The sequence below is a fragment of the Lactobacillus sp. VURO6/B1 (VP7) genome (assembly GCF_058139575.1).
Genome location: NZ_JBVOWJ010000009.1, coordinates 18,175 through 39,582 on the forward strand (window position 1 = coordinate 18,175; position 21,408 = coordinate 39,582).

Sequence of the window (21,408 nt, forward strand, 5' to 3'; positions counted from 1 at the left end):
AATGACTAAAAAACATAAAACTATCATAGCAGGCACATTGCTATTAGTGTTATTGCTACTTGCGGTTTACATCTTCAAAAACAACTACCAAAAAGAAAATGGTGCCAGCATTCGCATCGATACGCCAACACTTTTTGTACATGGCTGGGGCAGCAGTTACCATGCTGAAGAAAGTATGGTCGCTTATGCGCAAAAACAGCATGTTACTAATTCTGTTATTCGTGCCGATGTTAATCCTAACGGTAAAGTTACTCTATTTGGAACAATAAAAAAACGGGCCAAAAACCCGGTAGTTGAAGTCAACCTCCAAAATAATAAGAGCATTTTTGCTGGAACAAAGAATCAAATTGCTGCCATGAACAAAAGCAGCAATTATATTAAAGACGTAATTAATGCACTGCAAAAAAGGTACCGTTTTAACCGCATCAATTTAGTAGGACATTCAATGGGTAATTTGCAAATTGCCTATTACTTGCGCAATAATGCCACTAATTCGCACATGCCTCACCTAAATAAACAGGTTTCGATTGCCGGTCATTATAACGGTTATATTGGAGAACAAGGGGCACCAAATAAAACCGTCTTAAATCGCGCTGGCAAACCGCAAAAAATGAGTGCAGGCTACCGCGGACTTCTAAGTTTGAGAAAAAAATTTCCTCAAAATGCTGACGTCTTGAATATCTATGGTGATATGGGGTCTGGCAGTGATGGTGACGTTACCGTTAACTCTGCCCGTTCTTACCGTTACTTAGTCAGTAAACGCGCCCGTTCATATCAGGAAAAAGAAATTAGAGGTTCTCGCGCTCAACACAGTAAACTACACGAAAATACTAAGGTTGACCGTTTATTAGTTAACTTTCTCTGGTAATTAGCTTATTGTATTTTACCTTGGTCGTATAAACTAATCTTATTTTTCAAACGAACAATAGTAGCCTGAATGTTCTGATCTTGCTTTTCTAACCTATGCAATTCTTTGACTAAAATTTGCCGTCTGGATTTCTTGGTATCACTCCCCTGTTGCAATAATTCTGTATACTCAAGCAAGTCTTTCACGGGAATTTTCACCTGCCGCATGCACTTAATAAAACTAATCCAGGTAAGATCTTTTTCTTCATAGTTTCTAACCCCGTGCTCTTTTTTGACTTCAGGTATCAGACCCATTTTTTCATAATACCTGAGTGTTACAGGCGTTAATTCTACTTTTTCAGCTACTTCTGATATTTTCATTATTGTTCCTCTTTCCGATAATTAAACTTAGATCTAAGTTTAAGTCTTATCTAAAAAAATATATTAATGTAAGAATAGTAATCTTACTTATTTTGCCAACCATAGATTAAAAAAGTGACCTATAATCAATCATTATAGGTGCTTTTTATATATTATTCATTTTATATAAATTAAAATACCGCAATCTTACTTAACAATTAAAATTTTAGTCATATCAGTTTTTATGTAAAATACTTATTAAACATGATGTAGTATAACCTGTTTGCATTAAAACTTTCCGTTATACTAAAAGCATTAGTCAAAAAGGAAACTAACATGGAACTAAGGGTTTTAAATTACTTTGTAGCCGTGGCCCAAGAAGGCAATATGACCCGTGCCGCCAAAAAGCTGCTTATTTCTCAGCCAGCGTTATCAAGGCAAATTGCTGATCTGGAAGCTGAACTCGGCGTTAAATTATTTAGTCGCAAGTCACGACATTTGACTCTGACATCTGCAGGCAATTATTTATTAGAACAAGCACAAGAAATTTTAGATTTATCTGCTAAAACGAAAAGAAACCTGGCAAAAGCTTCTTTTATTAGTGGCGATTTGACAATTGCTGCAGGAGAAAGCATGGGAATGCAGCGAATTATAAATGTGGTTAGTGCAATTATTAAAGAACATCCTTCCGTTAAAATTCACCTGCTAAGTGGGGACTACAGCTATGCCGAACGCAAGCTGGACAACGGAACGGTTGACTTTGCAGTCATTATCGGGAACGTTCCTTTAGCTAATTATGCTTCTTTGACCTTACCCGAAAAAGATACTTGGGGTATTTTAATGCCTGCTAATGATCCTTTAGCGCAAAAAGCGGTGATCAGACCAGCAGATTTACAAGGACGTTCTTTATTAAATTCACAGCAAGCGCAAAAATTGCAGCTTTTTCAAAATTGGCTAGGTAATTACTATGACACCGTGAATTTTATTGGCAGCTATAACTTAAACTTCAACGGCACTTTAATGGTTAAGAATCATACCGCATTAATGCTTACTTTAGATAAATTAGCCAATACTTCGAAAAACTCAGGCATTACATTTAGAAAATTACAGCCAGAGCTACAGCAAGCTATCAGGGTGGTTTGGAAGCGTGAAGTTAACTTATCACCAGTCGCAGAATTATTTTTAAAATTAATGCAGGAATCAATTTTTGAGTAATAGGATTTAATGCAATAAAATGAAAAGAAAAAGTATTCCAGAGACTTAAAAAGCCCTGTAGCCATAAGCTACAGAGCTTTTTTAGTGTTAACTGCCAGTACTTTGGTATTTTTGTAAAAATACTCGCCATAACTGATAAATTACGATAAAAAAGAATACACAGGCGCCAGGAATTAATAGCAACCATATCCACTCATGTTCGACTGCAATTTTTTCTTGTGGAATTGAGGCAACCCAACCGATTGGCAAGATAAAGGTCATAATTATCCTTAAAGCTGACGAATAGATCGCTAACGGATATTTACTCATATCAAAAAAGTCAAATGTCGTTTCTGCCAAGTTGGCTAAACCATTAGAAAGTAGTGCAACGATGTTACCTAATACGGCCAATCCCAAAAAAATGAGCGACGTAAAAAGTGAAATAAAAATAAACATGGCCGTGATATACCACGGATTATGCAACTGCATATCCACAATTATCAACAACAAAAGCGCAACAATTAAATCGCCCCACGCATCTTCATCGACTCGTTCATTAACAAGCTGAAATAAAGGATTGACGGGTTTAATTAAGATCGTATCTAAACGACCGTCATGAATATAGTCTGAAATATTAAGCGCATTGATAAAAAAGCAACGAAAAATAGCAAAAGCTAAAGTTGCCAAGGCGTAAGTTAAAAGCAATTGTGCAAAACTATAGCCTTTAATGCGGGGCACTATATTGAAAATAAATCTCAAAGCCACAATATTAAGCACGTTTTGAATGATCATACCTGCTAGCGCAAAATAAAAGTCCAGGTCATAAACAGCAAGTGATTTTAAATTTACTTTTAAATAAGTACTTAATAATTTTAAATATCTCATTTTATCCCCCTTGAATCACAGTTGAAACAACGGAGCGCTTAAACAAGATTTTAAAGAGCACGTTGAACAGGATAATGTAGAAAAGCTGGATCAAAACTACTTGAATAAATAAACTCCACGATGGCTTTTGTGCCAGCATTCCTACTGCACCAAATGAATACTGAAATGATAAAAAAGATGCCAGCTTTTTAATTATTGCAGGATAAAAATTGGCAGGAAACATGTTGCCGGCTAATACCAGCAGTATTGCTTCTTTAAAAGTGGAGATGCCCCAAATACTATAGGTATAAAAAGAAAATGTTCCTAGGAATAGCTCCAGTTCAAAATACAATAAATACGCCAAAGTGGTTGCTACTAAGACCATGAAAATTGTGCTCACTGCAATTTGAAAATTCAGAATCCATAAAAAAACTAATAAATCCACTGTACCAATCACTGCAAATTTGACAACTGAATAGCCAATACTTTCCCACAGTAACTGCGTTGCAAATGCTACTGGTTTTAACAGGTCAAGTGCAATATCACCAGAACGAACTTTATCATTCACATCGTAGCTGGTTTTAGGAAAAAGCACGGTCAAAAGCTGCATTAATACCAAATAACTAATTGTTTGTTTAAATTCACCGTTTGGCTTGCCAGTTAGAACAGCTTGCCACAAAAAATACTGTACGGTAAGCGAAATTAAAGATGAAAACAGCCAGAAAATCAAAGCATATTTTGAGGCTAGACCTTTTTTTATTCCTATTTTAATGAGCATTAGCCTATATTTCATTGCTGCACCTCCTGCTGTTTGAGGTGCGCCAATAAATATGCCAATTTATTGCTCTTAACTTCAATATTGGCAACTGGGATGCGGGCAGTAATTGTACTTAACACTTCTTTCAGATTTTCTTGCTTAATGCCTGCAATCTGATATGAACCGTTTTTAAGCTGCATCATGTTGGGCCATTGCTTAATTAAATCAGCACTTAATTTATCTGCACTGGTAAACGTGACCGTTGTGGGCACATCTAATTCTGCTAGTTGTAGACTACTTTGATCTAATACCAACTGACCTTTATTCAAAATTAAAATGCGTGAGCATACTTTGGCTACTTCATCGAGATCGTGCGAAGTGAAAATGATCGTTTTATCAGTTAATTGTTGTAAAAATTGCGTGATGCTATTTTTTGTAAGAACGTCAAGACCGATTGTAGGTTCATCTAAAATAATTAGTTCAGGATCGTGAATAAGAGCTGCAATAAATTCAGCCTTCATCCTTTGACCCAAACTAAGGGTGCGCACCGGTTGCGTTAAAAACTCGGTAGCCTGCAACATCCGCGCTAACTTTGTTACCCGTTTGGTAAAAATATCCTTCGGTACTTGATATATTTCACGGTTGAGTTTGAAGGTGTCTGTTGCGGGCAAGTCCCAGCGTAATTGGCTTCTTTGCCCGAATACTACTCCTATTTTAGCCGCATTTTTTTGTCTGTTATTAAGCGGATCTCTACCAAAAGTCTTGATACTGCCGCCATCAGGCTGCAAAATACCTAAAATCATTTTGATCAAGGTTGACTTGCCGGAACCATTTAACCCCACTAAGCCAACATGATCTCCTTGATGAATCTCTATAGAAACATTTTTTACTGCGTCAAAAATGCGATATTCTTTGTGAAACAGCTTAACTGCTTTCACCTTACGATACCGTTTCGCCAGGTTCTTGGTTTCAATTATCATTAATTATTCCCCAATACTTAATTCAGAGTGCAGATTTCTTCCCCAATATAGAAACCAGCACTCACCTTGAACCGGCGTTTCCAAATCATAGCGCCATTATAGCGCTTAATTCTTATTTTTCCAAACTCCTGCAGTTACTTTGAAAACAAAGCCAAGATAAAAATGGCCACAATTACCAAGATATCTGCAAATTTCATCTTTTCTTTAAGGAAAATATCGCCAAAGATGACGCTGTATAAAGAGGTCATGTTTAAAAAGATCCAGGCAATGCTTGAGTTGGGTGAAGACGTTGCCAAAGTATAAGTTACTTGCGCTAAAAGAGTCAAAACCGCCCGAGAACCATAAATCAGATAAACCTTGCCTTTGAGATTTTCAGCGCTGATTTTAAGAGTTCTATTTTTATAAATAAAAGTAATTAGGGTAATTAAACAGCGCACATAAATTGTCATGATAGTAAAAAAGACCAGATCAATCGGTTTGATAAGGCCTTTGGTTAATAACGGCGAAAGTGCAGCTTGAATAATCAATAAGGGCGCAATTACGGCAAAAGTCGTCAACAGGTTTTTCAAATTTAAATTATTGTGGCGCTGCTCGAAAACAATATAAATAACCACGATTACAGTGGAAATAATAGAAACTAAATATGAAGATTTGCTAAAGTAACCCATAGTCAGCAAAATGGCCCAAGGAATAAAAAGATCGGTTACCTTGCTCAAAAGCACAGACTGCATAATTGAAACTTTTTTGAACACATAACTGTAGCCATAAGCGACGACCTGAGCCAAAAAAGCATATAAAAGGACTTTAATAAGATAGTTATTGGTTATCCTAGGACTGGGAAAACTGTGCAGGACGTAAATTAGAAAGAAAGTTACTAAAACCGAACTACAAATATTATTTAAAAAGTTCACATCGATTGAACTTTGTTTCCGATACCCCATTTGATAACGGTCAATAACTGATATTATTCCCCTGGAAAATGAAGAAATAGTGGCAAAAATAATCAACCAAATATTACTGATAATCATGGTTCCTCCGAATGACAAATTTTGTTTAAAACTATTACTAATATTTTGGTCTTTGCAGCCACAATTAAAAAGTCAGAGAAATAGTTATTACCAGTAACTAGACATTGTTCAGTTACTAAAATCCAGCCATTGGACATACAAAGTTTAAATGTATTCAAATGATGTTCACTTAAGACTAATCATAAAAAACACATTATTTGGTTTGAATAGTATTTTATTATACACCAAGTTTAAAATTCAAAAAAGACTAGGATTTTTCCGTCCTAGTCTTTTTTATATTATTTATGCTTTACTATATGCCAGCCCTCGTTTTAGTCTCTTCCAAAAACTGGTATCTTCTGTTTGTAAAATTACGCCTTGATAAATTTTACTAATGTATACTGTTAAAGCAACAATACTTACTATTAAAATTACCAGCGACAAAATAACTTCCATATTACCAACGTGGCCATTAATTATACGAATCGGCATCATGAATGAGGAAAAGAATGGCACGTAAGATAATACTTGTGGCAGAATCTGTTCTGGGTTAGTAATAAGCGCAAACGACAGGAAAAATGCAATGAGGGAAAGCATCGTAGTACCTTGAGCAGCCTTCGAAGAATCTTCCGGCTTAGCTACTAAAGCTCCTGAAAAGGCTGCTAATATCGTATAAATAATTACACCAAGAATCAGAAAAATGAGATTGACATTTAACAAATTACCCAAAATTTTATTTATTACTACTTGATTGTTATGCATAAAAGAAGCCGTAATTTTTGCATGCAATGCCCAACGGTAAGTTGCCCAGCCGCCAACAATATAAATGATGAGCTGAGTAAAAATTACGCCGAAAATACCCAAAATTTTGCCTAAAAAATATTTTGCAGCAGTTGTACTGGAAAAAATGATTTCCATAATCTTCGTGCCCTTTTCAGAGGCTATTTCTTGAGCTGTAATACTACTGTAGGACATCAAAACCATATAAACGACCATAATCACAATAATTAAAGACACCATTTTAACCAATTTATCTCCCTGATGATTTTTCTGGAGTACTTCGCGATATTTTGGCTGTTGCTGTAAGGCTTTAAATTGACGTGGCGCTAATTGCGCTTGCTGCAAATTAAGCTGACTCTGCAAGACTTGTAAATAGCTTTTTACTTTGGGCTTCAACTCATCATCAATAGGTGACGCTCCATGATAAATGGCCTTAACCTGGTTTTTTTGCGTTTCAAATACCAAGTAGCCATCAACTTTTTCTTTTTTGACAGCCTTTTTAGCAGATTCAGCAGTTTTAATTTTAGAATCAACATATTTGCCATTGTTTTTAATAAAGTTTTGGCGAACTTGCTCATTGGAACTGATAACTGCAATCTGACTGTCTGGATCAGAACTAGCACCGATAGCTCCTCCTAAAGCACCACAACCAATTATGAGAAATGGACCCAAAATCAAAAGCAGAAAAGACCAAGATTTAACCTGATGCCAATAGGTTTGCAGCGTTACGGTCCATAATTTATTCATGTTGTTCACCAGCTTCCATTCTAAATATTTCGTCAAGCGTTGGTGGTTGTTGCCGGAACTCTTCAACATATTCGCCATTTGTCAATGCGTCAAAGACTTCCGCACCACTATTTTCATTGTCAATTCGCAAAAGATATTGGCCATGCGCTTTCTTTTCTACTTTTTTAACATGAGGGAGCTGCTGCAATTCTGCTAGCGACTTAGTAGTTTTGCAGTAAATTTCTGTTTTACCAAATGAGTCACGAACAGCGTCAACTGTACCACTTAAAACAACTTGTCCTTTTTTCAACATGATTAAACTATCGCAAATTTCTTCGACATTTGACATATCGTGACTGGAAAAAATAATTGCCGCATTATGCTTTTTAGCATCCAAAACTGCGTTTTTGAGCAAATCTGCATTTACCGGGTCTAACCCACTAAATGGTTCATCCAAAATAATTAATTGGGGTTGATGAATTAAGGTACAAATTAACTGCACTTTCTGCTGATTACCCTTCGAAAGTGTTTTTATTTTGTCGCTTTTCTTGCCCTGGACATCAAAGCGTTTTAACCAGTTATCAATTTGCGGTTTTATCTCTTTTGCCGGGCGACTTTTTAGCTCCGCCAAATAAACAATTTGTTGTTCAATAGTCATTTTCGGTAATAAGCTGCGTTCTTCTGGTAAGTAGCCGATAGTATCGAAAGTTTTCTCAGTAATGGGCCGATCTTCCCAAGTAATTTTTCCTTCATAGTGCAGAAAGTTTAAAATACTATGGAAAGTCGTAGTTTTCCCTGCGCCATTTTGACCAATCAAACCCATGATTTCACCAGGCTGAATGGTAAAGTTAACGTCTTTAAGAGCCCGAAAATCACCAAAGCGCTTACTTAAATGCTCTACTTTTAGCATAGCTTCCTCCTTTATTCTAATAATAACATAAGTTGATTTTACTATATGCATTCATGTAAAAGCAATACTTTTTTAATTTAATCAAACTAAAAGCAGCAATAATTGCCGTACTCTGTCATTCATCTTTTACTGGTCTTTAGCCCAAAATAACAGGCTAATAAATCATGTTAACGAAACATTAATTTATTAGCCTGTTAAAGTTGATGTTCATATATTTTTAGTGGAAGTTTGTTATTGCCTGTTTAATAGGTACTAACCCATTAGCAATATCAAATTCCTTTTGGTGTAATTTTCCCGTTAAAATAATATCAGCAATCGTTTGGGCCACATCTTGACGTGTAATTGTCATATCTGCAATAGAATCAGTAAAATGCTGTGCTATTTTTATTTTCCCTGTTGCCTTTTGATTAGTCAGTGCAACTGGTCGTAAAATTGTGTAGTCCAGTGAACTGTGTAACAACCATTGATCAGCATAATATTTTGCCGCATAGTAATAATTTTGCGGTCCTGCTGCTGGTGCATTATCCGACCAAAAACTGCGATCGTCAGATTTAATCGCACTAATCATGATAAAACGCTGAATGTCAGTTTCTTTTGCCGCATTAATTGCTTTGACCGCACCGTCAAGATCAATCATCATTGTTGCATCAGCACCTGTTTTGTCACCTGAACCAGCCGCAAACACTACTGTATCGACTGTTTGCATGGCTTTTGCCAATTGCCGTTGCGGTCCTGCTAGATCAATAAAAGCAGTAGCAATTCCCTTTTCTTGATAGGCTTTTTCCTGCTCATGGGAGCGCAAGCCTGCAATGACCTGGCAATTCGTACTTTCTTGTAGAATTTTTACCAATAATTGCCCAATCTGTCCGTGAGCACCAATTATCAGAACTTTCAATTTGTAATCACTCCATCCACTATTATTCATTTTATTATAGTTTAACCGAGTATTTCAAAAATGCATTATAAAAGGGCTCTTGACTAATCACTATCAGTTTTAGAACCCTTTTATAAAATTCAAATGTTTTATTAAATAATCATATCATTATACATTAGCTAAATTCTTCTTCTTGGGTGCATCTTTAGGACTATCAGCATCGTTTTCCTTATAACCAAAGAAGTAGGTCAAAGCAAAAGCAGCAACAATAGTCACAATAGAAGCAATCCAGAAGTTCAACAGGTTATTAGGATTGCCTTGTCCGGCTTTAGGCACAAAGGATGGAAAACCAATCAAGCTACCAGTAAAGCCGTACATATCAACTTTAAGCAAACCGTTTACCAATCCGCCAATGGCAGCACCAAGACTTGAAGTCATAAATACACGACCGTACTTTAAGTTAACACCGTACATTGCCGGCTCAGTAATACCGACAGCGGCGGAAATAGCTGCACTAAGGGAGAGGCCCTTTAGGTCAGGATTGTGCTTAGTCTTAAACCAAACTGCAAGGGCACCGGCACCTTGGGCAATCATCGTTACTGAAACGATACCGTTTAAGATACTGTGTCCAGTAGCTGCTATATCATTCGCAATAATTGGCACTACTGCCCAGTGCAGTCCGAAGATAACGAGTATCTGGTAAAGACCACCGATGATTAAACCAGAAAGTGCAGTGTTGACTGTCAGTAGCCATTGCAATACTTTGGCAATTCCCGTAGAAATAAATGAAATTACAGGACCCACAATAATTAAGACCGTCATCCCTACTAGAAAGATTTCTACTAGCGGAGTAAAAATTTGTCTTAATGTGACTGGCATCCACTTTTTAATCCACGGTTCAATCTTAGCAGCCATCCAAGCCGCAAAAATCATTGGGAAAATTGAATAAGTATATTGCGGAATATGAATTGGAATACCAAAGAAATTGGCATTAATACCAACACCAGCTAGAAAGTAACTGAATTTACCACTGGCATAAATCTTTACTAAATCAGGATAAATCAGAAAGCCGCCGATAATAGAAACAACTACCGGGTTAGAACCTAATCTTTGAGCAGCAGTAAAGCCAACAATTAATGGTAGGAAGTAAAACGACGCATCCCCCATCGCATTGATAATAGTGTAAGTTGGAGAAGCCGTAGACATGTGACAAAAGTTAGTTAAAATGTTAAGAATACCTTTTAACATACCACTGGCGGCCAACAAACCAATCACAGGCATCATAGAGCCGGTAATTACGCCTATTAACTGGAAGAAGCCATTTTTAATCTTGCTACCAAGAGATTGGTTAGCCTCTGGAGCCGGAGTTGCAGGTGCAGCTTCTCCTTGCCCAGCATATTCAGGTCCGAGTAGTTTAATTAGCTCGTCATAAACGTCCTCTACCGTTTGCCCAATTACTATTTGATATTGGTTATTAGCACGAGTAACGTCTATTACTCCTTTAATGTTGTTAACTTCATCATCATTCGGGATACTATTATCGTTTAAAGTAAACCGCAGACGAGTAAAACAGTGCATAACGTTTTTAACATTGCCAGCACCACCAACTGCCTTAACAATTTCACGTGCTGTAGTCTGATATTTATTTTCATCTTTACTAGCTACAGGTGAAGTCTTGGTTTGTTTCAACGTGATAGTGGCTGCAATTTCACCAGCAGCTTTAGTGCCCAGAGCAAGATCGATACCAGCTAAAACATCAGCGGTATTAGTAATTGCCAAAATCACTGTATCATCTTTTTGGGCATCTTTAATCGCTTGCAGATCCATTGTCCCCAGTTGCTGGCCAGCTTTTACTTCAGAGCCGGCTGCCACTTGCAAATCAAACGGCTTGCCATCAAGTTCAACGGTATCTATACCTAGGTGAATCATCACTTCCACACCATCCGCAGTTTGCAAACCAAGTGCGTGCTTTGTTTCGGCAACCATTACCACCTTCCCAGTTACAGGCGAAACTATTTTCCCAGAACTAGGTTTAACAGCAAAACCTTCACCTAGCTTCTTCTGAGAAAAAACCGGATCATTAACATCCTCCAGGTTAATGACCTCACCGGCAACAGGTGCCAGTATTTTAATCGTACTACTCATATTTTAGCCTCCAGAAAATTACAACATAAAAGGTCAGTCACATATACTGATAACGCTTTCCTTAAAATTATAGTTCTTGTATAGACAGGTGTCAATAAATTGCTTATTATGTTGTTGTAACAAAAATTTTTTTATTTTTTATTGGTCTAGACAGGTAAAAAATAAACGTAAGGTGGTATGATTAGTGTTAAAAGGTGGATAACTAATAATGAGAGCTAAATATTTACAAATAGCAGCGGATCTAACAAATAAAATAAAGCACAAACAATATGTTGTCGGTGATTTTTTACCGAGTGAGCCTGCTCTGTCAGAGCTTTATAATGTTTCACGTGAAACAATTAGAAAAGCTTTAAACGAACTCTTAGATGCTGGCATAATTCAAAAAATAAAAGGAAAGGGCTCAGTAGTTATTAATGCAGCAAGGATTGCCTTCCCTATTTCTGATATTGAATCTTTTGACGAACTGAACAAGCAAAAGCAAATGCATGCTGCAACGAAAATATTGGCCTTAGAAGATGCCCAGATGCCTTTTATAATCCGTAAACATTTATCCTTAACAGAAACTGCCGCAACATATGTAGCCCGTTTACGGTTAATTAATCAGGAGCCAATAGTAGTTGACGAAGATTATATTTTAAAAAAATATGTACCTGACATATCAGCTAGCCAGGCAAAAAGTTCTTTATACCACTATTTTGAACATGATTTAGGACTTGAAATCGATTATGCCACTAAAACTATTACTGTAGAACCGGCAAGTAAAAATGTAATGGCGCAGTTGCACCTTACCGATACTAACTTAGTGGTGGTTGTGCGTAGTTTAACTTATTTGAAAGATACATCTTTTTTTCAGTACACTATTTCGCAACACCGGCCCGACAAATTTAAATTTGTAGACTTTGCCCATAGAAAAGCACAAAATGGAGGACTTATATTATGAGTTTAGCTGACAAAGTAATTTATCAAATTTATCCTAAATCTTTTTACGACAGTGACGGTGATGGTATCGGAGATTTAAGGGGAATTATCGAGAAAATCCCCTACTTAAAAAAACTAAATATCGATATGATCTGGTTTAATCCCTTTTTTGTGTCTCCTCAAAACGATAATGGCTATGACATCGCAAATTATTACGAAATCGATCCATTATTTGGCACAATGGCCGATTTCGAAGAATTAGTCGCTAAGCTTGCGCAAAACCACATTGGTGTGATGCTCGACATGGTTTTAAATCATTGTTCCACCGATCACATTTGGTTTAAAAAGGCGTTAGCTGGAGACGAATATTATCAAAAATTTTTCTACATTAGAGAGCCTAAAGCAGATGGCAGTTTACCTAACAATTGGACATCTAAGTTTGGTGGGCCAGCCTGGGCCCCATTTGGCAAAACCGGCAAGTATTACCTTCATTTATATGACAAAACTCAAGCTGACCTCGACTGGCATAATCCTGCAGTTAGAAAAGAACTATTTAAGGTCGTTAATTTTTGGCGTGACAAAGGGGTCAAAGGCTTTCGTTTTGACGTGATTAATGTTATTGGCAAAGATGAAAAACTCACTGATGCGCCTAAAAACACTGCTAGCAAGTTAATGTATACAGACCAGCCGATAGTGCACCAATATCTAAAAGAATTAAATCAAAAAACTTTTGGTCAGGAGCCAGATGCGATTACTGTGGGAGAAATGTCCTCAACAACTGTTGCCAATTCCGTTGCTTACACTAGAAAAGATAATCACGAATTATCAATGGTTTTCACATTTCATCATCTAAAAGTTGATTATCAAAATGGTCAGAAATGGACCAAAATACCTTTTGACTTTTCCGCTTTAAAAGATGCTCTTAATAAATGGCAGATTGGAATGAGTCAAGGTGGCGGCTGGAATGCCCTGTTTTGGAATAATCACGACCAGCCCTGGGCACTGAGCCGTTTTGGTGATCCCATTCATTTTCGGGAAAAATCCGCTGAAATGCTGGCTACCGTAATGCACTTGTTACGCGGTACCCCTTATATTTATCAGGGCGAAGAAATCGGCATGATCAATCCCAATTATCAGAAGATCACGGATTATGTCGATGTCGAAACACTCAATGCTTATGATGAACTTAAAAAGCAAGGCTTAAGTGACCCTGAAGCACTGGCAATTATTCAGGCAAAGTCTCGCGATAATAGCAGAACGCCAATGCATTGGGATAACACCGTTAACGCAGGCTTTACTACTGGAACTCCGTGGCTAAAGCCAAAAGATCAAGAGCAAATTAACGTTGCGGCTGAACTTGATCATGGTGAAATTTTCCCATATTATCAAAAGCTGATTTACTTAAGAAAACATTACCCCATTATTGCTAAGGGAAGCTATGAACCCATTGACTTGGACCATCCACAAATTTTTGCTTATTGCCGACTTTACCAGGGACAAACCTTACTAGTAATTAACAATTTTTATGGACAAAAAGTGATGTACGGCTTACCTGCTTCTTATCAAGGGCAAAAAGCGCAAACTTTAATTAGCAACTACGATAAAAATTTACAAGAGGTGCCTAAAACTTTAGCTTTACAACCATATGAAGCACTGGCTTTATTAATATAGCTTAATGCAAAAAGAAAGACTGACCTGTCAGCCTTTCTTTTTATATTTTCTGTACTAGTTAAAATCAAATTCGAAATCTTGAATAAATTTGATAAACTGATAAACAACTCTTTTTTCATTATTTTTCTGCGTAATGGCTACTAAATCAACTTGCGGCTCCCAATCAAGCGGAACATAAACAGAATTTTCATTCAAATGAGGATAAAGGCAATACAGTCCGAAAGCAATGCCTTGTTCAGCTTTAATTAAAATGTTAAGAGCAGATAGATCATTAACATATGTAATATGCATTTGATTATTTATATGCATTACTTTATTTTGTAAATTAATTAGATCCTCTGCTGCCCAATTGTTATCAAGAAAAAGCATTTTTTCATTTTGAAAGTCCTCTAATTCAAGTTTATCCTTCTGACATAAAGGATTCTTTTCAGGAACAATTGCCTTAAATGATTCAGTCTCGATATGGTAACTTTTTATATTATTCAAATCTGCTGCATCCCGTCCCGTAGTGATAATAACATCTATTTCTCCCGATAAGACTTGTTGCTTCAATTCGTTGTGATTCAAACTAATAATTGAAAACTTAGCTTGGGGATACATTTGCTGAAAATTTTTAATCCAGATTGGAATGTACAAGTCGTTAAAAGGTGTATATGAATAGCCTATTGCTATTTTATAGTTATCAGCCAAGTCTTTCTTTTGGATATCTTGTACAGCTGAATAATAGTTATTAATTATAGGCCTGATTTTTTGGTAAAAGGCTTTGCCATCTTGAGTAACATTTACATAACGTTTATTACGATTAAATAGTTTCACACCAATTTCATTTTCAATTGCCTTAATATCATGAGAAACCGTCGGTTGAGTCACATGAAGTGCTTTTGCTGTTCTAGTATAATTGCGAGTTTCAACTAAATTAATAAAAGTCTCTAATTTTTTTATATCCATTTTTTCTTATAAATAATTTCTATTATTAATAACTGATATTGATTTCACTTATAAGTATAAATAAAATATACTAATTTCGAAAGCGATAACAATAAAATTAAATATTTTAGAGGTAAAACTATGAGTCAATATAGCGCAGAAGAAAAAGGCTTTCACGGCATAATTAAAGCTGTGATTGATGTCGATGAAAATAAAGGCAAAATTAAGCAGATTTGGGCTGAAAATGTTACACCCAATACGGTAGGAGCAGCGGGAATTGCAACTTGGCTGGAAAAAGCCAATGAAGAAAATTCCGTTGAAGTTGACGCAATTTCAGGTGCTTCAATTTCAACCGGTGCTTTAAGAAAGGCTGCTATCAAGGCTGCTAATGAAGCAGGAATAAAGACAAAAGCCGATGTAGATGCTGTATCGGGTGCCTCGCAACCTGATTCTCACACAAAAGAAAACGGTATTCCCGAGATTGCAAATTATCCGTTACTTAAAGAAACAGTTACCGATTATGATGTAGACGAATATGACGGTGAATATGATTTAATTGTCGTAGGCTCCGGTGGTGCCGGTCTAGCCGCTGCTGCTACAGCCGCAGAAAATCACGCTTCTATGATGGTAATTGAAAAACAAGGCATCGCTGGTGGTACAACCAACTATTCCGGAGGTGTCATTCAAGCAGCAGGTACGAAATTACAAAAAGAATCTACTAAATATCAAAACGATACCCCTGAAAATCATGAGCAGGAATATTTAAAGGCAGGTGAAGGTCGTGTTTACCAAGATTTAGTACATGATTTTACCCAAAATTCACCGAAAAATATTGAGTGGCTGGCCAATATGGGCATTAAATGGACAAATGTCTACGGCCACACTGAGATTCCTTATGCTAAAAATCATTTTGCGGATCGGATTCATGTTTACAAAAACGGTGGTGCCAGTGGCAACGGTATTATTTTAACCCAACATCTCCTCAAATATGCTTTAAAACAAGGAGCAGAAATTACTTATAATACTGCTGTGATAGGATTAATTACAGCTGGCGATGGTACCGAGCGCAAGGTGATTGGTGTTGTTACTGAGGGAAAAGACCATCAGCTTAAATATTTAAAAGCACGCCGTGGAGTTATTCTGGCAACAGCCTCGATTGACCAAAATGTAGCATTAGCTAAGGACTTGAGTCCTCAACATTATGAAGATGTTAAAGCTCATCATTGCTGGTCTGTCTTAACAGATCAAGGTGATGGCATTGTGATGGGCATGGCAATTGGCGCAGCGGTTACCGGCTTTGGCGGAACAATTGATTTTGATGCCAGAACTGGCAACGGTACTGATGACCGTGTTCCTACAATCCCTTCAATTTTTGTTAATGGCAATGGCTTAAGATTTGTTAACGAAGATGCAACTTATGCTTATGAATTCCGGGCAATTTTCAACCAGGAAAAGCAACTAGACAAACCAACTTATCAGATTTTTGGTGCAGATTCTATTAATGAAAAAACTAGTCCATGGAACCCAGAATCATTAGAGAGCGACGTCAAAAGCGGTTTGGTAGTTAAAGCCGATTCACTTGAAGAATTAGCAGACAAAATTAATGTTCCTAAAGCAAACCTTGTTAACAGCGTTAATACTTGGAATAAAAATGCCGCTAATGGCGCGGATCCAGAATACAATAGAACAAATGGTGTAAGACCATTTTCCGGACCTTACTACGCATACCGCAATACTCCAGGCAATTTAGGCGCTTTAGGTGGACTAAAGATTAATAAGAAATGCAACGTACTTGATGTTTATAATCAGCCTATTACGGGTTTGTACGCAGCAGGACTCAATGCTGGCGGCTGGCTTGGCTCATACTACCCTGGGTCTGGTACAGCTATCGGTGGCATCGTTCATCAAGGCAGACGTGCAGCAAAGTCAGTTTTAGGTTTAGAATAAAGGATTTTAAAAAATGCTAACAACACAAATTAACAATTTTAAATGGCAGGCTGATTTCGATGTTATAGTCATTGGTTTTGGAGGAGCAGGCGCTACTGCCGCAAGGTTTGCTGCTGACAATAATTGCAAAGTGCTTTTAACAGATGTTGCACCCGTTGGCCATGAAGGTGGTAATACTCGTTATTGTGGACAAATGATTGCAGGTACTAAAAGCAAATCTTCTTATCAAAAATACTATTCCAAAATGACAGCACCCTTTGATCTTAATCAAAAAATCATAGATACTTTTGTTGATGGCGTAGCTGATATGCCTAATTACTTAAAAAAATACCTTCATGTTGAACCTTTCAGCTTTTTAGCACATCCAGACAGACCAGCAGTTCAATCGGTCAAAGGAGATTTCCCTGATTATCCTGACTATCCGGGAGCTTCCGACTATGACTTATACACTGTACATGATGGGCAACAAATTGAAGACGGAGCTTTGTGGAAAGTACTCAGAAATGAGGTCATGAAACGCCTGGATCATATTACTATTTGGTACGAATCTCCGGCTATTCACTTAGTGCAAGACTCAACCGGCAAAGTCGTAGGAGCAGTAATCCACAGACATGGACAAGAAGTATATGTCCACGCCAAAAAAGGAGTTGTTCTCACAGCCGGGGGTTTTGAAAACGATCCTAAACGAATTCAGGATTACTTAGGTGTTCCTAAAATGGTGCCAATGGGTACTCTATATAATAAGGGAGATTCTGTCAATTTAAGTATTGAAGCTGGTGCTGATCAATGGCATACCAGTGTTTACAATGGCGGTGGCTTATATCACGGTTTGACTTATGCAGTTGCAAATGGCCAGCGTGGCCTTTTAGCATACACTTGGCCGGAACTATACACAGGCAGCATTTTTGTTGTAGGTAATGATGGTACACGTTACTTTGCAGAAGACCAGCATTCTAAATCCGGCTATCTGTTTATTCATGGTTTTAGCAGACACCCATATTTGACTACACAATCTTGGATTATTTTTGATCAAAAGCAAAAAGCCAAATTGGAAAAAATACAGGATAGTGCATTACAATCTGCTTTAAATAAAGCAATTGCAACCTCCTCTATTAGTGAACTTGCCGCAAAACTTAATTTTGATTCAACCATTTTTAGTAACACAGTTAAGGACTTTAACGAACTTGCAAAATTAGGTAAGGATTATTCATTTAGCAGAAGCGGCCAAACAATGACCCCACTTGCTGATGGACAAATATACGCAATTAAGTTGCAGCCTGCAGCTTTAAACACTCAGGGAGGTCCACGCAGAAACGAAAAAGCTGAAGTTTTAAAGCCAGATGGTTCGGCAATCAAGGGCTTATATAGTGCTGGCGAAGCCGGTAGTATAACCACTAATCAATATCAAGCTGGTCAAGATGTTGCAGAGTTGTTGATATTCGGTAAAATTGCTGGAGAAAATGTTGCTCAAGAACCAGTAGAAAAAGTAGAAAATGTTGCTCCACTTGACTCTAAAATTCTAGCTAGCGACGAACAAACAGAAAACTACCAGCTTGGTACCAATCAGTTCCTTGGTAAAAGTGATCAAGGTATGGGAAATGAGTTTGTGGTCAAAGTAACCATGGATAAAAATAATCAAAATATCGAAGACATCAATGTCATCAAACAAAGTGAAACTAAGGAAATTGGCCAAAAAATCATTAAACCTTTGCTTCACAACATTATTGAATCTAATTCAACCAATGTTGACGCATTTTCTGGTGCTTCGCTGACCTCGAAAGCTGTTAAAAGTGCTGTAGATGACGCATTAGCAAAAATTAAATAATATAATTTCTTTATAAATTCTAAAAATAACCACTTTTGCTTCAAATAAAAGTAAAGTGGTTATTTTGATATTAACTAGCAAGTAGAAGCACTTTACAACTACGACTATTATATTCTCTAAATGGGTGCATGAAGTTTATTTCATCTAGTAATTTGGCATGGTTTGTTGCTACTAAGCCTGCTTTTTTGGGTTGTCCGTAAATAATATCGTTGATATTTTCTCTGCATAATCAAAGCGTGAGGGATTGTGAAATTCATAGCCATTTTTTGAAAGTTAACCGCACAATATTTACCTGCCAAATCGTATATACCGCTAAATATAATTTTGCTTATTTTTCATTACATCATTGTCATATAGTATGATTTTAATCTAGTCACTCATCGTTGCCCTCTCAAATTTTAATAATATCTTTAACCTCTTCTGGGTCGGAATTAAGCACCACATCTAATACGCTCTCTACGTCTTTTTGATTGGGTTCTAAGCCTCTATTCAATAACTCCTTTTAGATTAAGATACATAGACTTATCAGAAACATAAACACCCTGGATAGTTTGTTTTTCACCGTTAATATCAAGTTTATATTCTTTGGATTGTAACATATTTAATAGATCACCTGCTCTTTCATTTAAATAGATTGCAAAAGCATTAAGCACTCTTACTGACTAACTTTCAGGTGGTTTAGCTACAATAATATCCCAAAATTTATCCTTCAATTGCTGACATACATTATTTGCTTTTTAATTTTCTTCATTTAGCCAGTAAAATCTACCGTCATCCGTTCTCTTTAAAAGATGATTTTCAATTAAATCTCGCCTTCTGGTAACATAATCAGCCACATAACGCATTAAAATTAAATTTACTTCCTGCTCAGAATATTTTTTAGCTGGTTCAAATTTAGTTGCCAAATATTGTAAAATCAACAGCCGGTTTTTAGCCTTACCAGGCCAAACTTTAACAACTCCATCATTATCAACATAGCGCATTAATACTTCTTTATTCTTCATTTTCTCCATTTAAATTAATTATCCGATCAAATAATGATTTTTCAGCGGCAGAAATTTTATGAGCCACTTCAATTACTGCCAAATTAGGCTTTTTTAATAACGTTTTATGAATTGCAAGTGACAGTTCCGGATCGAGGGCACTAGTAGCTTCATCAGCGAGCAATACTGGCCGTTCAGAGAGAAAAGCACGTGCAATTTCAATTCTTTGGATTTGTCCTCCGGATAAATTTGCCCCCTTTTCACCAACCTGATAATCCCAGCCTTTTTCATCCACGAGTTCAGTTAGTCCCGCCGATTCAACTGCTTTAGCCAAACTTTCTGGAGAAGCCTTCCGCCCCAGTAAAATATTAAATTTGATTGTATCATCAAAGATAAACGGCTTTTGGTTAACGTAACTGAAATTATCGTGAGCTGCGGCCCAATTACCCGTGACATCTTCACCATCAATATAAACATGACCTTCACTAGGTTTAATTTTACCTAATATTAAATTTAACAACGTAGTCTTTCCCCAACCACTTGGTGCCATGAGCAAGATTTTTTCATTAGGTGCTACGGTAAGATTAAGATGAGTGAAAATCTCTCTGCCACCTTGACTGTAAGTTGCATCTTCAACTTTCAAACCAGTAAATTTACCAGTTTTTGCATTTTTAGTACTGTCAGCTGAAAAAGACAGAGCCTGCTCTACTTTATCCCACATTGGTTTAGTAGACTTGATTGCATTCAATTGCTGAAAAATATTAACTATCGGGTTAATAAATTGATTGGATAGTTGCACTATCATAATTAAGGTACCAACGCCAATCTGTCCTTGCAGCATTAAGATGGCACCTACTAGAAACGGCAGTATAAAGCTAAAAATATCTGCAAAAGCCATAATGACTTCTCCTGCTGCAGCTTGTGTGAAGTTTAAGTTCTTTAATGCTTCTTCCATTCTTTTGGCACTATTAACCACTTTACTAATAGTCGAACTTTGGGCATCGTATAAGCCGACAGTCTGTGCTCCGTTTAACCCGTCATTTACACTCTGAGTGTATGCGACGTTATTTGTCTCCCAAACTTTTGCTTTTGTTTGAATTGTTTTGGTAAAAGCCCTTTGCACTAGTCCAGGAATTAAAGTAGTTACCATAAAAATTAATGTCAAAATCCAGGAATTGATTAAACCAACTACTACTGATAGCAAAAAAGATACTAATTCTGCAATGATCATTAATTCATTTGTAGTCTTAGATGTCTCAATCTGTTTAAGATCGTTCGTCATCAGACTTAAACCATCCTTTTGTGAATCACTGCGCTGTTCAATCAGATAGCTCATCGTTTTGTCTTTAAGATAAACATTGACATCTTGAATAATAGCGTACTTGATATAACGGTACACAAAATTAGACAACATAATAATTAAGATTGTTGCGGCACCAATGCCGGCAATTCTAATTAAATTGCCACTATCGCCTTGACGATATTGCGCTGCATTTAACATGATCTTAGTGACATATGCAATTACCACATTGCCAAATGCCATTACTATTGCTAAAAGTGTGTAGGCAACGAGTTTCCATTTAGGTGCAAATTTTAATGAAGATTGCATTTTTCTACTCCTTCTTTATTATTAAAACGGTTAAGATATTTTTTTGATTAAACATATTAAATTAAAGCATGAATTATTTTTCTGG

Annotated in this window: 18 protein-coding genes; 6 read left to right on the plus strand and 12 right to left on the minus strand. The window is 36.7% G+C overall.

Annotated features, from left to right (window positions below; translation table 11 throughout):
* Position 1: 1 nt before the first annotated feature.
* Positions 2-868 carry an alpha/beta hydrolase gene (locus tag ACZ2M0_RS06120; protein WP_490058878.1) on the plus strand — a complete coding sequence of 289 codons (867 nt, stop codon included), beginning with the start codon at positions 2-4 and terminating at the stop codon, positions 866-868.
* A gap of 5 nt (positions 869-873) precedes the next feature.
* On the opposite strand, the gene ACZ2M0_RS06125 is transcribed toward ACZ2M0_RS06120, so the two are convergent.
* A complete protein-coding gene (locus ACZ2M0_RS06125) occupies positions 874-1,227 on the minus strand; it encodes a MerR family transcriptional regulator (protein ID WP_490058879.1) in 354 nt (117 codons plus the stop codon).
* Between the two features lie 315 nt (positions 1,228-1,542).
* Here ACZ2M0_RS06125 and ACZ2M0_RS06130 point away from each other — a divergent pair, with 315 nt between their 5' ends.
* Positions 1,543-2,421 (plus strand): LysR family transcriptional regulator, encoded by an 879-nt coding sequence (locus ACZ2M0_RS06130; RefSeq protein ID WP_490058880.1) that lies wholly within the window; start codon positions 1,543-1,545, stop codon positions 2,419-2,421.
* Between the two features lie 87 nt (positions 2,422-2,508).
* Here the strand turns inward: ACZ2M0_RS06130 and ACZ2M0_RS06135 are convergent, their stop codons facing one another.
* The 8 genes from ACZ2M0_RS06135 to ACZ2M0_RS06170 form a co-directional block, all read right to left on the minus strand.
* Positions 2,509-3,285 carry an ABC transporter permease gene (locus ACZ2M0_RS06135; protein ID WP_490058881.1) on the minus strand — a complete coding sequence of 259 codons (777 nt, stop codon included), beginning with the start codon at positions 3,283-3,285 and terminating at the stop codon, positions 2,509-2,511.
* A 1-nt stretch (position 3,286) separates the two neighbouring features.
* A complete protein-coding gene (locus ACZ2M0_RS06140; RefSeq protein ID WP_490058882.1) occupies positions 3,287-4,057 on the minus strand; it encodes an ABC transporter permease in 771 nt (256 codons plus the stop codon).
* Positions 4,054-5,001, minus strand: a complete 948-nt coding sequence (locus tag ACZ2M0_RS06145) for an ABC transporter ATP-binding protein (protein ID WP_490058883.1) — start codon at positions 4,999-5,001, stop codon at positions 4,054-4,056. The genes ACZ2M0_RS06140 and ACZ2M0_RS06145 overlap by 4 nt, the downstream gene beginning before the upstream one ends.
* A 134-nt stretch (positions 5,002-5,135) precedes the next feature.
* Positions 5,136-6,029: an EamA family transporter gene (locus ACZ2M0_RS06150; RefSeq protein WP_045927307.1), complete on the minus strand. Its 894-nt coding sequence runs from the start codon at positions 6,027-6,029 to the stop codon at positions 5,136-5,138.
* A 282-nt stretch (positions 6,030-6,311) separates the two neighbouring features.
* Entirely contained in the window at positions 6,312-7,535 is a 1,224-nt protein-coding gene (locus ACZ2M0_RS06155) for an ABC transporter permease (RefSeq protein ID WP_490058884.1), read from the minus strand.
* Entirely contained in the window at positions 7,528-8,424 is an 897-nt protein-coding gene (locus ACZ2M0_RS06160) for an ABC transporter ATP-binding protein (protein ID WP_187160627.1), read from the minus strand. Before ACZ2M0_RS06160 ends, ACZ2M0_RS06155 begins: the two co-directional genes overlap by 8 nt.
* A gap of 217 nt (positions 8,425-8,641) precedes the next feature.
* Complete coding sequence (locus tag ACZ2M0_RS06165; protein WP_187160628.1) at positions 8,642-9,319, minus strand: NAD(P)H-binding protein; 678 nt, start codon at positions 9,317-9,319, stop codon at positions 8,642-8,644.
* A gap of 147 nt (positions 9,320-9,466) precedes the next feature.
* Positions 9,467-11,443: a PTS sugar transporter subunit IIABC gene (locus tag ACZ2M0_RS06170; RefSeq protein WP_490058885.1), complete on the minus strand. Its 1,977-nt coding sequence runs from the start codon at positions 11,441-11,443 to the stop codon at positions 9,467-9,469.
* Between the two features lie 208 nt (positions 11,444-11,651).
* Here ACZ2M0_RS06170 and treR point away from each other — a divergent pair, with 208 nt between their 5' ends.
* Both treR and treC read left to right on the plus strand, forming a co-directional pair.
* Positions 11,652-12,383: a trehalose operon repressor gene (gene treR / locus ACZ2M0_RS06175; RefSeq protein ID WP_122051731.1), complete on the plus strand. Its 732-nt coding sequence runs from the start codon at positions 11,652-11,654 to the stop codon at positions 12,381-12,383.
* The gene (gene treC / locus ACZ2M0_RS06180) at positions 12,380-14,032 is read left to right on the plus strand and encodes an alpha,alpha-phosphotrehalase (protein ID WP_490058886.1); all 1,653 of its coding nucleotides are present in this window, start codon (positions 12,380-12,382) and stop codon (positions 14,030-14,032) included. Before treR ends, treC begins: the two co-directional genes overlap by 4 nt.
* A 54-nt stretch (positions 14,033-14,086) precedes the next feature.
* On the opposite strand, the gene ACZ2M0_RS06185 is transcribed toward treC, so the two are convergent.
* Positions 14,087-14,980, minus strand: coding sequence for a LysR family transcriptional regulator (locus ACZ2M0_RS06185; RefSeq protein WP_490058887.1), 894 nt, complete (start codon positions 14,978-14,980; stop codon positions 14,087-14,089).
* Between the two features lie 120 nt (positions 14,981-15,100).
* Between ACZ2M0_RS06185 and ACZ2M0_RS06190 the strand changes: the two genes are divergently transcribed.
* Together ACZ2M0_RS06190 and ACZ2M0_RS06195 are read left to right on the plus strand one after the other, a co-directional pair.
* Positions 15,101-16,906, plus strand: coding sequence for an FAD-dependent oxidoreductase (locus tag ACZ2M0_RS06190; protein ID WP_490058888.1), 1,806 nt, complete (start codon positions 15,101-15,103; stop codon positions 16,904-16,906).
* Between the two features lie 13 nt (positions 16,907-16,919).
* Positions 16,920-18,731 (plus strand): FAD-binding protein, encoded by a 1,812-nt coding sequence (locus ACZ2M0_RS06195; protein ID WP_490058889.1) that lies wholly within the window; start codon positions 16,920-16,922, stop codon positions 18,729-18,731.
* Positions 18,732-19,468: 737 nt separating this feature from the next.
* Here the strand turns inward: ACZ2M0_RS06195 and ACZ2M0_RS06200 are convergent.
* Together ACZ2M0_RS06200 and ACZ2M0_RS06205 are read right to left on the minus strand one after the other, a co-directional pair.
* Positions 19,469-19,735: a DUF2087 domain-containing protein gene (locus ACZ2M0_RS06200; protein ID WP_490058890.1), complete on the minus strand. Its 267-nt coding sequence runs from the start codon at positions 19,733-19,735 to the stop codon at positions 19,469-19,471.
* A complete protein-coding gene (locus ACZ2M0_RS06205; protein ID WP_490058891.1) occupies positions 19,725-21,323 on the minus strand; it encodes an ABC transporter ATP-binding protein in 1,599 nt (532 codons plus the stop codon). Before ACZ2M0_RS06205 ends, ACZ2M0_RS06200 begins: the two co-directional genes overlap by 11 nt.
* Between the last annotated feature and the right edge of the window lie 85 nt (positions 21,324-21,408).

What these genes read in the sequence shown, in the direction of transcription:
- ACZ2M0_RS06120 (WP_490058878.1), top strand. Translation starts at nt 2, where the DNA reads ATGACTAAAAAACATAAAACTATCATAGCAGGCACATTGCTATTAGTG.
- ACZ2M0_RS06125 (WP_490058879.1), bottom strand. Translation starts at nt 1,227, where the DNA reads ATGAAAATATCAGAAGTAGCTGAAAAAGTAGAATTAACGCCTGTAACA.
- ACZ2M0_RS06130 (WP_490058880.1), top strand. Translation starts at nt 1,543, where the DNA reads ATGGAACTAAGGGTTTTAAATTACTTTGTAGCCGTGGCCCAAGAAGGC.
- ACZ2M0_RS06135 (WP_490058881.1), bottom strand. Translation starts at nt 3,285, where the DNA reads ATGAGATATTTAAAATTATTAAGTACTTATTTAAAAGTAAATTTAAAA.
- ACZ2M0_RS06140 (WP_490058882.1), bottom strand. Translation starts at nt 4,057, where the DNA reads ATGAAATATAGGCTAATGCTCATTAAAATAGGAATAAAAAAAGGTCTA.
- ACZ2M0_RS06145 (WP_490058883.1), bottom strand. Translation starts at nt 5,001, where the DNA reads ATGATAATTGAAACCAAGAACCTGGCGAAACGGTATCGTAAGGTGAAA.
- ACZ2M0_RS06150 (WP_045927307.1), bottom strand. Translation starts at nt 6,029, where the DNA reads ATGATTATCAGTAATATTTGGTTGATTATTTTTGCCACTATTTCTTCA.
- ACZ2M0_RS06155 (WP_490058884.1), bottom strand. Translation starts at nt 7,535, where the DNA reads ATGAATAAATTATGGACCGTAACGCTGCAAACCTATTGGCATCAGGTT.
- ACZ2M0_RS06160 (WP_187160627.1), bottom strand. Translation starts at nt 8,424, where the DNA reads ATGCTAAAAGTAGAGCATTTAAGTAAGCGCTTTGGTGATTTTCGGGCT.
- ACZ2M0_RS06170 (WP_490058885.1), bottom strand. Translation starts at nt 11,443, where the DNA reads ATGAGTAGTACGATTAAAATACTGGCACCTGTTGCCGGTGAGGTCATT.
- treR (WP_122051731.1), top strand. Translation starts at nt 11,652, where the DNA reads ATGAGAGCTAAATATTTACAAATAGCAGCGGATCTAACAAATAAAATA.
- treC (WP_490058886.1), top strand. Translation starts at nt 12,380, where the DNA reads ATGAGTTTAGCTGACAAAGTAATTTATCAAATTTATCCTAAATCTTTT.
- ACZ2M0_RS06185 (WP_490058887.1), bottom strand. Translation starts at nt 14,980, where the DNA reads ATGGATATAAAAAAATTAGAGACTTTTATTAATTTAGTTGAAACTCGC.
- ACZ2M0_RS06190 (WP_490058888.1), top strand. Translation starts at nt 15,101, where the DNA reads ATGAGTCAATATAGCGCAGAAGAAAAAGGCTTTCACGGCATAATTAAA.
- ACZ2M0_RS06195 (WP_490058889.1), top strand. Translation starts at nt 16,920, where the DNA reads ATGCTAACAACACAAATTAACAATTTTAAATGGCAGGCTGATTTCGAT.
- ACZ2M0_RS06200 (WP_490058890.1), bottom strand. Translation starts at nt 19,735, where the DNA reads ATGAAGAATAAAGAAGTATTAATGCGCTATGTTGATAATGATGGAGTT.
- ACZ2M0_RS06205 (WP_490058891.1), bottom strand. Translation starts at nt 21,323, where the DNA reads ATGCAATCTTCATTAAAATTTGCACCTAAATGGAAACTCGTTGCCTAC.